Here is a 12,793-nt window from a genome sequence, read left to right on the forward strand (position 1 = left end):
TATATAATGATCGTATATCCCTTACGATATTATGCCATTTCTACAGCAGTCACTTCATCCTGTGACTTCACGATGTCAAGCATCAATTCACCAGTAGCAATGGTCTGACCTTCTTCAATCATAATATGGTTCACATATCCGCTGTATTCTGCAAAAATGCTGTTCTCCATTTTCATAGATTCCAAAATCATGATCGGCTGATCGCGTTCTACTTTGTCTCCGCTTTTCACCAGGATGCTTACCACTTTTCCAGGCATTGGCGCATCCATCTTTTTACCAAATTGAAGTTGTTTTACCGGCGCTGCCTTCTCAACAACCTTTTCAACTTCCTTAGGCTTGTTCGCTTCGAATTGCTTCTTCTTCAGATTAGTTAAATAAGGACGAGCAACTGTTGGGAACAATTCCAACAACAATTCTTCCTCGTAATTCTCTGCTAACTGAACGTTACCTGCATCCGCCAATTTAGGATTATCCTGCTTCTTATAGTTGCTGGTATCGAACGGGCGTTCCTCAGGGAAACCACAGATTTTCTGACGGAACTCAGGCGCCACCGGAATCGGCGTCTTACCATAATCTCCTTTCACCAAAGCCTTGAACTGGTTAGAACAGTTGGCATACATGTCCTTACCTGCTTTCAAACTCAAAGCTGCATTCACTGCTTGCGCCCCTACAATCTGACTGGTAGGCGTTACCAATGGAGGTAAACCGGCATCCAAACGTACCTGAGGGATCAGCTTCATCGCTTCATCCAAAATTTCTTCAGATTTCAACGCTTTCAACTGTGCTACCATATTGGAGTACATACCACCTGGAACCTCCGCCTCTTTTACCTTGGTATTTGGTTTCGGGAAGTTGAAGTGATCCTCTATCTGGTGACAAGCTGCAAGCAATTCGTCTTCATTACCCGCATTCACCGCAGCGATCGCCTTATCAAATAACTGATCCACATTCGCAGGAAGTTGATCAGTTAATGGGTTGAATGGTTTTGGCAGACTCGCATAAGCATCAAAATCTTTTAATTCCGCGCGAATATCAATCAATTTCTCATTGATACGTGCAACGGCTTCCATATTCACATCCAACTCGATGCCCAACTTCTGACAGAAAACGTACATCAACTGAATAGCAACACCAGCGGAACCACCTGCAAAGTTCCAGATACAGGTATCCACGATATCCGCACCACTCATTACCGCAGCCAATACCGCTGCAGTACCGTAACCAGGCGTACAGTGGGTATGGAAATCAACAGGAATGCTCAATCTTGATTTGAATTCTTTCACCAATTTCGCTACGCGCATTGGAGGAATCAAACCACTCATATCTTTTATAGAGATCATGTCAGCTCCCAGGCCTTCCAACTCTACTGCCTTATCAATAAAATATTGATCGGTAAATACTGGTTTTGGAAGTTTTTTACCTGTGAAAATAGCTTTCACACGATCCGCAAAAGTAATATCATACTGAGGATCAATGGTGTAACATACTGCACAATCGGCAATACCACCATATTTTTTTACGTATTTAATGGTCGACTTTACGTTATCCGTATCATTCAACGCATCAAAAATACGCATGATATTCAGACCATTGTTAATCGAGGTTTTACAGAATCCCTCAATAATCTCTTCGGTATAAGGCGTGTAACCAAAAAGGTTACGTCCACGCGAAAGAGCAGTAAGTTTACTAATGCCGCCAACAGCTTCATCGATGCTCTTTAGGCGGTGCCACGGATTTTCCCCGAGATATCTCATCACAGAGTCAGGCACAGCTCCACCCCACACTTCCATCGCGTAAAAGTTAGCCTCCTTGTAATCCGGAAGCAGACGCTCAACTTGATCCTGTGTCATTCTGGTCGCAAACAAAGATTGCTGACCATCTCTGAGTGTTAAATCTCGAATTAAAAGTTTTCTTGTCATTGGTCTGATATTTATTTAAGAGCAAACAGTTAGCTATCTCCTGCTCTATGAAAGTTCAAAAAAAATATTAACACTATGGTGGCAAGAAATACAATTCCTCTTGCATATAATATGATTTGAATCAGCTCTAAAGATTTGTTTATGAAAAAAAAATTAAGCCAGCGCATAGTTTAAATTAAGAATGACTTTTATCATAATATCAACCTGTTTTGAATCAATAAAATAATACTATCGATAGCATCGCATGAAAAAAAATAAATGCGCCAGGCTACCTTTTCAACACCAACTCCCTTTAACAAGAAAGCGTTTCAGTCTCAAAAAAATGGCCACGAAATAGCATCTAATTACCCGAAATTTTCGGATCGAGATCATATCAAGCTTTACCACCTCCTATAAAAATTCGAAACAACACCCTAAAAATCAAAACATTAATTACTCTAACCAGAAAAAGGAAACGGGTTATCCTACTGCCGTGCATCGTATTGCAATAAATTACGCCCCCAAAAAAGGAACAACATAAAAATTGAAATTATAGAAAAAAAGAGTTACCACAATCATACTTTCAAACGGCGCTTTTACATGACTTTTATCACCCCTAACCCACTCTTTTGTCAGTCCGGATTTAAGTTAAAATCAAATTAATTAAAAAATAACCTCACTAAAACTATACAAAAATCAATCATATATATAAAAAATATCACCACCCAAAATATGGCATAATTAACACTTCAAAGAATTCAATTTTGATTTACAACGTCAGACAACAACAATATCAGGCAAACTACAATAAATAACATACTGAAGGGGCTCACTTATTGGCTTTAAATACCTGCACGCTAAAGAACTACTACAGCAAGGCCCCAGCTCATCCAAGCGTCCTTCAATTATCCAAGCCACCAGTCATTTCTTAACTAAAGTCAATGCACCGGGGAAAAAGAGCCGCTATCTTAAGGCGTGTTTAAAAGCCAAAATTCGCAGCGAACATTTGACTATTGCAGAAGCGATAAAGGAATATTTTGAAAAAAAAGCATGACTAATATTGAGCAATTATCCAGATCGCTACCAATAACTCGAATTTGCAACCGGATGGTGTGCTTATAAACAGGCGCTTAACCATCATGAAAACAAAAGCTACTCCTATTATGAAGACCAACATTAAACTACTTCGAATCTTATACCCTATCTGGATGATCATCGGCATTGCAAGTATCGTTATTATCCCGGAAAGCTTAGCCAAATCCGAACCTATCCGCTATTTATCAGAGCACCTTTTGATATTTCGTTTAGGCATTCTAGGCAGGCTAATCACCCAGCTGTTATTCATCATCATTCCATTCTTGCTTTTCCGATTATTTGAAAAGGTAAACCAACCTCAGGCATTGCTTATGATTGCATTTGCCTACCTGAGTATCCCCCTCACGATATACAACGAAACGCATCAATTAATATTACCAGAGGTGTGGAATCAGCCCGCCATCTTTTACCAACATTTATTGCTATACCAACAAGGGCAGACCCTAACTGAACTGTTTTGGGGATTATGGCTTTTCCCGCTTGGTCGATTAACACAACTTTCCGAACAATTCCCGAATTGGATCACCGGCGCTTTATGGTTGGGGGGTTGCGGCTACCTTATCGGAGGCATTTCTAACCTATTATTCCCCGGTCTTCCCTATATTTATAGCATCAGCGAAGTACTGAGCATGGGGGAATTAATATTCATTTTGTGGATAATGATCAAAGGCCTCAAACCTATAACCCCTTCTTTTGAAGCCGACTTTTCAAACGACTTAAAGACTCCGGCTTAATTCCAATATAACTGGCAATTTGATGTTGAGGAACGCGTTGAAATATTTCCGGCCTTTGTGCCAATAATTGCCCATAACGTTCCTCCGGATTGGAAATGATAAAATGCGCTAATTGATCCTGAATACGACCATTTTGATTTTCCACCTCCTGCAAAATGAAATCTGCCAGTCTTGGAATTTTTTGACACATTTCTTTCTCAAGCTGTTCCGTCCCCACCGTTAAAATACAATCTTCCAGACATTCCCAGTTGCGCGCAGACACTTGCGTTCCCCTCTGACTGCTAAAAGCAGTCACTGAATCTCCCTCCAGGAAGAAATTAGTACTGCGATCTTCCCCTTCTTTCAACACAAACTCTCGCACACAACCCTTCAATACAAAATAACAGTGCCGGGCAATCTCCCCCTCTCGTAATAAAATGCTTCCCTTGGGAAAAAACCGAATATCGGATTCCCGAACAATCAATTCCACTTCTTCAGCGGAAAGGATATCAAAGGCCTGTAGGTATTGTTGAAGAAGATTTTGCATGATATTTAAAATAGTTAGGAACGGAATCCAAAGACTACTACAAATTAAAACTTTTAAATATGTTTCAACCTACACCCTCTTCCACAAATTCGAATAATTAAAAGTGATTCTGGCAAACTCCTCAACAATAAGTCGGCTATTTTATCAAAACAATCCGATTCTACCTCTTTTTATAGCAAATAATGGGGATCAATAACCCTTTAAACTATTCATTTTTGGTAAGATCCTTAAAAAAGCCACAAAGAATAAAAACCAACCGAAAAGCAGCCCTGCCTCATTATCACATATATACAGCTGGATATTTCCCTCATGCGATGCTACTGCAGGTACCTGAAGAAAATACAATGGAAAACTTGAAATTGGAAGACCTACTACCCATTGAGAAAATCATATTATACCCTGCCACAAAAGAATTCATATAGAAAAGGAAAAATGAAAAAAACCAAGGGCTAAATAAAAGTTTCAGATTCGTATATTTACAACAAATTCATCGATTGCAATATAACACCAATGAATAAGAAAAGAATAATTGTAGCAGGTGCGACCGGTTGGGCGGCCAGTGAATTGTGCAGAGGGATAGCGGCAGCAGAGGATTTAGTATTGGTTGCCGCAATAAGCAGAAAAAATGCTGGTGGTGATCTGAATGAAATTCTAAACCTTGGGTTAACAGCCGAAATCCCAATCTTCAAGACCGTTGAAGAAGCGGTTGAAGTTGAGGCGGATATCTTTGTGGAGTATACCAAAGCTGAAATTGCCAAGCACCATGTCATGACCGCCTTATCTGCTTCTTTGGACGTAATTATCGGTACCAGTGGACTAAATGACCGTGACTATCAGGAAATCGCCACGGCAGCAGACCGCTGTGAACAATCTGTTCTGGCCGTTGGAAATTTTGCTATTGGCGTGGTACTATTAAACAAATTTGCCGAAATGGCGGCACGTTATATGCCGTCCTGGGAAATTATTGATTATGCCAAAGCAGAGAAAAAGGACTGTCCAAGTGGCAGTGCCAAAGAATTGGCCAATCGACTTTCTAAAGTGGGTGCCTCCCAAAAAGTGATCCCCGTAGATCAAATCAATGGACCAAAGGAAATTCGCGGGGCAGATTTGAATGGCACACAAGTACATTCGGTTCGTTTGCCCGGTATTAACATTGCGCTGGAGAGCATTTTTGGATTACCGGATGAACAACTCACCATTAAGCATAATGCCGGCGGAAGTGCAAAACCATATGTCGGAGGGGCCTTACTGGCTATCCGGAAGGTCAGCAAGTTAAAAGGTTTTCAACGTGGTTTGGACACTGTAATGGACTAATCAAAACTATAAAAGGGAGGCGAATCAAGCCTCCTTTTTTTATGAAAGAGCCATCCTATTGGCATACAGAGGTGTTTTTGCCGGATTTTTATGGGACAAAAAAATCAGGCCCCAAACAGCGTTTTATGAACCAACATCATTCCCTAAGTTCCCATTCTTCATCTGCCACCATTGATTGAACGCTCTTTGTAAATACATCAATCAAAAGGGTAAATTCACTCATTTACTCTATAAACATAGCCCAAATCAAACTTGCTGAAGTCCTCGTCTAGCTGCAAGGGGAAAAATGAAGGAATAATTCCTTATTCCATTTTTTCCCAAGAAAACAGATGAAGGAGAAACAAGCAATCTTGCCCATATTTGTCTATTTATAAATCAATAGGCACAACCTTATTAAGTTGACCATAAACCTTTTAAGCCGACCTCATAAATTTAGGGATAAACAATTTGGACAATATAATAATTGAGGCCTAACAAAAAAAAAGCGGCCAAAAGGCCGTTCTCCAATAAAAGCACCAAAGCGGGCCTTTTCAATTTTATCGCAACCGAATTATATAAGCTCTTGGCCACAGCTTACCGGTGATATATACCTGATCATTGGTCGCATTATAAGCAATACCATTCAAGACATCAGCCTGTGGATTCATTTGCTTATTGTCTGCAGCGAGTTGAGAGAAATTATAGCGTTTCACTACATTCCCCGTCGCCGGATCAATCTTCAAAATATCATCTGTCTGCCATTGATTGGCAAAGATAAAGCCTTTGATATATTCCAGCTCATTGAGATAGCTCACCTTGCGGCCATTTTCCGTCACCTTAATTTCCTTAAGTACGGAAAAGGAAGTAGCATCCATGAAACGTAGGTGTTCAGATCCATCACTTATAATCAGACTATTACCATCATGCGTTATTCCCCAACCTTCAAAATCATATCGAAATTTATCTAACTTTTCATAAGTTGAGGCATCATAAATAAAGCCTGTCTTTCCATGCCAGGTCAACTGATAAATTTTCCCATCCATCACCGTAATGCCTTCCCCAAAATAGCGATCGTCCAGATCAGCCTTCCGTTCTCCAATTCCGGTGGTATAATCTATCGCCGAAATCCAGGAGGTACCATTACCTCCTGTACTTTCTAAAAGGGTGTTTTCATGAAAAACCAAGCCCTGAGTGAAAGAGCCGGTATCGTGACCAAGGGTCATTAAGACATCATAACCTTTGTCTTCAACCACTTCCTGGGTGGCATTATTATTTTGATTGTTATGCTTCTCTTCGCAGGCGGCCACTGCCATTAAAAGGCCTAGTGCCAAAATTTGTGTTTTCATAATCGAAAGATAGAAAAAATCATTTATATGCTCCAATAATATTTCCTTTAGCCATTTTTTCAGTCGGAAAAGCCATTGATTGAAAATAATGAGCCGTTGATTGATCCTTTTTCCAAAATACCTGACCTTCTCTTTAATTGGCCCTCAAATCATCAATGATTACATGAAAAACCTGATCCTGCTTTTATTACTGCTCCTCCCTTATTTATCGATGGCCCAAGCAAGCCACTTCCTCCCCTATACAATAGTAGACACTGGACAAAACCGCTGTTTTGACAACCGAAACGCTATTAGTCCTCCCCAAAAAGGGGAAGCCTTTTATGGACAAGATGCCCAACATTCAGCTCTCCCACCGAATTATCAAAAAATAGAACAGGACATCGTCCTGGATAGCAACACCGGTTTGTACTGGCAAAAAGCCTATAAAATTATGACGGTGAAAGAGGCTCAAAAATGGGCGAAAAATTGTGAGGATGGCGGCTACACCGATTGGCGTGTTCCCACTATCAAAGAAGTGTACTCCCTGCTTAATTTTAGTGGGGTAGACATCAGCGGGCCAGATATGAAGCAATTGCCAAATCAGGCTAAACCCTTTATTGATACCCGCTATTTTGATTTTGAATACAGCGCCAATGGCCCACGTATCATCGACAGCCAATTGCTTTCCAGTACCTTTTATGAGGGAAAAGTAATGGGCAAGGACCGGGCAGTTTTTGGATTGAATTTCGCAGATGGCCGCATAAAAGCTTATCCGGTGAATGACCCGCGAAGCCAATCCGGAAAACAATTTATGGTACGTTTGGTCAGGGGAAATCCGGAATATGGAAAAAACGAATTCAAAGACCATCAAAACAGCACCATTTCGGATCTGGCGACAGGATTAATGTGGAGTAAAATGGATAGCCAAAAAGGCATGAATTGGGAAAAGGCACTGGCCTGGGTACAAGAGCGAAACCAGGAAAAATATTTAGGCTATAGTGACTGGCGCTTACCCAATGCCAAAGAACTGCAAAGCATCGTGGACTACGCCAATAGTCCTCAAAAAAATGGCAAAGCCGCCATTAATGAACAATTCGATATCTCTTCTATACGGCTTTCAAATGGACAAAAAGACTATCCCGCTTTTTGGACTTCTACCACACATATCAACCAAAAGGGAGGGCGGCAGGCCATTTACATCTCATTCGGACAGGCGATGGGTTACTTTAAGCCTCCACACCAACGAAATGGAAAGGGCGTTTTAATGGACGTTCATGGCGCAGGTGCGCAAAGAAGTGATCCGAAAACCGGAGATCTTGCCAACTTCCCCCATGGTAAAGGACCTCAGGGAGATGTTATCAGCATCAACAATTACATTAGATTAGTAAGAGATCTATAATTTATGACATCAATGATTACTTTTCAGGTTACATGCAACCCGAGGACTTCATGCATTTTCAAATTGCGCAATATTAAGGTCGCAATCGGTTAGACTCCCAATAAAAATGCATGTAAGGAATAAAAATTTTTTGAAATTTTTTGAACTTGAAAAAATACAATTCACCCTATTTCAAACATTATTACTAAAGCCCATATTAGTTATTGTTGCGTTAAGTGATTAAGCTTTTTTCCAAATTTTATTCTTTAAATTGACTCTGTTTCAAAACTTTCAAAAAGCAAGAGATTTGTTATACAACAATTTTTCAATAGTTTTGGTCTTTACCAATTTTAACCTTACTCAATGAAAAATCTATTTTTACTCGCTCTTCTCCTATTGTCATTTGCTTGTACTAACAACGAATTAAAACAAGAAAATCTAACTTTAGAGGAAGAGACTACCACTTTAGAGGGTAGAGGATGTGGCACTATGGAAGTCTTTGATGAACAAATGGCCAACAATCCGGAATTCGCACACAACATCCAGGTAATCGAAGAGCAAGCTAGCAATTTCGACATCACTAAATTACGCCTGGTAAATGGTCAAATCGAAATACCTGTAGTGGTGCATGTAATTTATCGTACCAATGCAGAAAACATTTCAGATGCCCAGGTACAATCTCAAATTGACGTCCTGAATGAAGATTTTAACCTTCAAAATTCAGATGCCAGTTTGATTCCTTCAGTTTTCAGCGGTGTAGCGGCCAACGTTGGCTTAAATTTCAAATTAGATGCCATCACCCGTACCTACTCCTCCAAAAGAAGCTGGAGACCAAATGATGACATGAAAAAAGCCTCCAAAGGTGGAGTGGATCCGTGGGATCCTTCTCAATACCTAAATATGTGGGTGGTGAACAGCATCAAATCGGGAAGAAGCACCATCTTGGGTTATGCACAGTTCCCCGGGGGACCAGCGGCTACTGATGGAGTAGTGATCGGCTACAATTTCTTTGGTCGAGTAGGTACCCTATCCGCCCCTTACGATTTGGGACGAACTACCACCCATGAAGTGGGGCACTGGCTCAACCTTCGCCACATTTGGGGCGATGGCGGTTGTGGTGTAGATGATTTTGTGGCAGACACCCCAATTTCAGATGGGCCAAATTATGGCTGTCCTTCATTCCCGACTGTCCGTTGTAGCTCAACGGACATGACGATGAACTATATGGACTATGTTAATGATGGCTGTATGTACATGTTTTCTAATGGACAAAAAGACAGAATGCTATCTCTATTTGCACCGGGTGGCTTCCGTGAAGGAATGGCCATATAATTAAGAAATTAATTCCTTAAACCGATTAACCATTGGTGTACGGAAATACAAAGAGGGTGCTCAAAAAGGAGCAGCCTCTTTTTTTAACGTCAATTCTATTTAAAACGGAAATCTTATGGATCGATCAGCGAAAATTCCAAGACCATTTTCCAATCAATGATCAGGTATTATTAAGCCGGATTATTCCTGCTTAAATCCTGGTTAAGCTGCATGGCGGAAAAATCAAGTAATGCTTACTATTTCGGTTTTTTCCTACAAAACACATGAAAGACGCGAAAGCAAACTCACCCCATTTGGGCAATTAAAAATCAGATAAAATACTTATAATCACCCGACTAATCAGCCCTTGGCTTGAATCCATAAACTCAGCGGTGAATAAATCCCCCTTAGTGATTTCCCCTAACCCGTTATTAATGCCCCCGGCATACGGCCTTAGCCCAACTTACTCCCCATCCTATTTAATCAGCTAACAATCAATAAAAAACAAAATATTTCAAAAACTTGCTTCTGTACTCCACTATGAATATTTTTCTATAAGCATATACTCAAACGAAAAATTCCATGAAGCACCTGATCTTTTTTCTGGCGATTACTTTCCTTCTTACTCCTTTGAGGGCACAAGATCGGGTAACCGGTCTTACTTTTGCCAGCAGATCGGAGGTCATCGCCCAAAATGGCATGGTTGCCACCAGTCATCCACTGGCTACTCAAATTGGCTTGGATATTTTAAAAAAAGGTGGAAATGCCATTGACGCGGCAATTGCGGCCAATGCCGCTACAGGTCTCATGGAGCCTACCGGAAGCGGAATTGGGGGCGACTTATTCGCCATCGTCTGGAGCGCCAAAGATCAAAAATTATACGGTTTAAATGCTTCCGGAAGATCACCTCAGGCGCTTGACCTGAAATACTTCCAAGCTCGGAATATGGACCGCATACCAAAATTTGGTCCTCTACCGGTATCCGTTCCGGGCTGTGTGGATGGTTGGTTTGAGTTGCACCAAAAATTCGGACAGCTGAAAATGGAAACCATTTTCGCACCAACCATCCGGTATGCGGAGCAGGGCTTCCCTGTTACTGAATTAATTGGATACTACCTGACCGCTTCTTCCAAAAGATTTAAAGATTACCCCAATTTTGCGGATGTCTTTATGCCTGAAGGCAAGCCCCTTTCTAAAGGAGATATTTTTCAAAACCCCGATTTAGCACAGACCTTAAAAATCATCGCCAAAGAGGGCCGAGATGCATTTTACAAAGGAGAAATGGCGAAAACCATGGCTGATTTTTTACAAAAAGAAGGAGGCCTAATGACTTTTGAGGATTTTGCAAATCACCATTCAGAATGGGTGACGCCCATTTCTACCAATTACCGAGGCTATGATATTTGGGAACTCCCCCCAAATGGACAGGGAACTGCGGCCTTACAAATCCTCAACATCATGGAAGGCTATCCGGTAGCGGAATGGGGATTTGGCTCATCGGAATATATCCACCATTTTGTGGAAGCAAAAAAGCTGGCTTTTGAGGATCGGGCCCAATATTATGCAGATCCGGATTTTGCAGAAATCCCCATAGAGGAGTTAATTTCAAAAAACTATGCGGCAAAGCGAAGGAGCCTGATTACAAATCGGGCAGGCAAAAGCTATCCGGCGGGTAAATTAAAAGATGGGGATACCATTTACCTGACCGTAGCCGATAAGGAGGGCAATATGGTTTCCTTAATCCAGTCTAATTACAGAGGTATGGGATCCGGCATGGTGCCGCCGGGATTGGGATTTATGTTTCAGGACAGAGGGGAATTATTTTCCCTGGAGGAGGGCCACCGCAATGTAGTGGAAGGAGGCAAACGTCCTTTCCATACGATTATCCCGGCTTTTATCACCAAAAATGGAAAGCCATGGGTGAGCTTTGGTTTAATGGGCGGTGGAATGCAGCCTCAGGGTCACGCTCAGATTGTGATGAATTTAATAGATTTTAATATGAATTTACAAGAGGCCGGAGATGCACCCAGGATGGAACATCAGGGCTCTTCGGAGCCAACCGGAGAAGTAATGACCAATGGTGGTGAAGTAAAATTAGAATCAGGATTCCCCTATCAAACCGTCCAGGAATTATTACACAAAGGGCATCAGGTGGGTTACAGTTTAGGGAGTTATGGCGGTTATCAGGCCATTATGTGGGATGAAAACAAAAAGGTTTACTATGGAGCTTCCGAAAGCCGGAAAGATGGACATGCAGCAGGATACTAAAAAACGTAATGCGACTCACCTCCTCAACAGATTATAAATTTGATAGGGATTAGGAGAATTCATTATCCTTTCATTAACTTAAAGCAAATTTCATTCACAAAAGTCGAATTGAAGTAAGCATATGAACAGAATCAGCCTTATACTCTCCTTTTTTATTTCCTTATCCTTGTATTCCTGTGGAAATAATAACTCTCCTCTGCGAAATAAAGCTAAAATCCCTACTCCCAAATACCAGTTTTCAGAAATAAAATTCGACAGTCTCTCCGTAAAGAAAAAAGCATATATTCCCGTTTACAGTGATATTTACCTGATCAGTGAACAGCGAAAAGTACTTTTAACGGCAACGGTATCTATCCGTAATACCTGCTTTAACCAAACCATGTACCTGAACCGGATGGATTATTATGATTCAAAGGGGAAATTGCTGGAAAAGCATGTCACCAAAACAATAGAAATTCCACCGTTAAACTCTGTTGAATTCATCATCGAACATAAAGAAGATAAAGGAGGTGCCGGTGCAAACTATATCGTGGATTATGGCTTTGTGCAGGAAGACAATGCCCCATTAATTGAAGCCGTAATGATCGGGATTTCGGGGAATCATAGTATTTCGTTTACCAGCAGAATGGTTCCTCTGCATTGGGAGGACTAAGGCTAAATTTAATGCTGCCAATACCAAATTAATCCGAAATATTAATCCCTACATGAAGATGCTTACACTAAGGGGATTGTTATCGGATCGTTGAGAATGAATGAACTGATTTTTATAATAGCCCCAATTTTAGGGAGCCTAAGTTGTCATTCATCAGTTTCCCGGGAAAAAACTAGCAGTAGTATAAATTGCTTCCTCTTTCCCGGCATGCAACTAATTGAGGGTTTAAGGGTGAATGACTCCTGTTAAAAAAACATAAAGAATTATTCCCAAAGGCATCAAACATTCAGTACTTAGAATTCATTGGTATTCT

General features: G+C 40.9%; 9 protein-coding genes. 6 read left to right on the top strand and 3 right to left on the bottom strand.

Annotated features, from left to right (window positions below; genetic code table 11):
* Positions 1 to 29: 29 nt before the first annotated feature.
* The gene (locus AAA970_RS16955) at positions 30 to 1,919 is read right to left on the bottom strand and encodes a biotin/lipoyl-containing protein (RefSeq protein ID WP_338238079.1); all 1,890 of its coding nucleotides are present in this window, start codon (positions 1,917 to 1,919) and stop codon (positions 30 to 32) included.
* A 1,118-nt stretch (positions 1,920 to 3,037) separates the two neighbouring features.
* Between AAA970_RS16955 and AAA970_RS16960 the strand changes: the two genes are divergently transcribed.
* On the top strand, positions 3,038 to 3,727 hold the full coding sequence (locus tag AAA970_RS16960) for a DUF4386 domain-containing protein (protein ID WP_338238080.1): 690 nt from the start codon (positions 3,038 to 3,040) through the stop codon (positions 3,725 to 3,727).
* Here the strand turns inward: AAA970_RS16960 and AAA970_RS16965 are convergent.
* On the bottom strand, positions 3,672 to 4,253 hold the full coding sequence (locus AAA970_RS16965) for a Crp/Fnr family transcriptional regulator (RefSeq protein ID WP_338238081.1): 582 nt from the start codon (positions 4,251 to 4,253) through the stop codon (positions 3,672 to 3,674). The genes AAA970_RS16960 and AAA970_RS16965 overlap by 56 nt on opposite strands.
* A 510-nt stretch (positions 4,254 to 4,763) precedes the next feature.
* Between AAA970_RS16965 and dapB the strand changes: the two genes are divergently transcribed.
* Positions 4,764 to 5,567, top strand: coding sequence for a 4-hydroxy-tetrahydrodipicolinate reductase (gene dapB / locus AAA970_RS16970; RefSeq protein WP_338238082.1), 804 nt, complete (start codon positions 4,764 to 4,766; stop codon positions 5,565 to 5,567).
* 536 nt (positions 5,568 to 6,103) lie between these two features.
* Here dapB and AAA970_RS16975 read toward each other — a convergent pair.
* Complete coding sequence (locus tag AAA970_RS16975) at positions 6,104 to 6,892, bottom strand: glutaminyl-peptide cyclotransferase (RefSeq protein ID WP_338238083.1); 789 nt, start codon at positions 6,890 to 6,892, stop codon at positions 6,104 to 6,106.
* Between the two features lie 163 nt (positions 6,893 to 7,055).
* Here AAA970_RS16975 and AAA970_RS16980 point away from each other — a divergent pair, with 163 nt between their 5' ends.
* The 4 genes from AAA970_RS16980 (at position 7,056) to AAA970_RS16995 (ending at position 12,480) form a co-directional block, all read left to right on the top strand.
* Positions 7,056 to 8,270 carry an Lcl C-terminal domain-containing protein gene (locus AAA970_RS16980; protein WP_338238084.1) on the top strand — a complete coding sequence of 405 codons (1,215 nt, stop codon included), beginning with the start codon at positions 7,056 to 7,058 and terminating at the stop codon, positions 8,268 to 8,270.
* Positions 8,271 to 8,612: 342 nt separating this feature from the next.
* Positions 8,613 to 9,581, top strand: a complete 969-nt coding sequence (locus AAA970_RS16985) for a zinc metalloprotease (RefSeq protein WP_338238085.1) — start codon at positions 8,613 to 8,615, stop codon at positions 9,579 to 9,581.
* Between the two features lie 561 nt (positions 9,582 to 10,142).
* A complete protein-coding gene (gene ggt / locus AAA970_RS16990) occupies positions 10,143 to 11,828 on the top strand; it encodes a gamma-glutamyltransferase (protein ID WP_338238086.1) in 1,686 nt (561 codons plus the stop codon).
* Between the two features lie 121 nt (positions 11,829 to 11,949).
* Positions 11,950 to 12,480 (top strand): DUF3124 domain-containing protein, encoded by a 531-nt coding sequence (locus AAA970_RS16995; protein ID WP_060687676.1) that lies wholly within the window; start codon positions 11,950 to 11,952, stop codon positions 12,478 to 12,480.
* Positions 12,481 to 12,793: the final 313 nt, after the last annotated feature.

This window comes from Persicobacter diffluens, assembly GCF_036244895.1.
In the GTDB taxonomy this organism is placed as follows: Bacteria; Bacteroidota; Bacteroidia; order Cytophagales; family Cyclobacteriaceae; genus Persicobacter; species Persicobacter diffluens.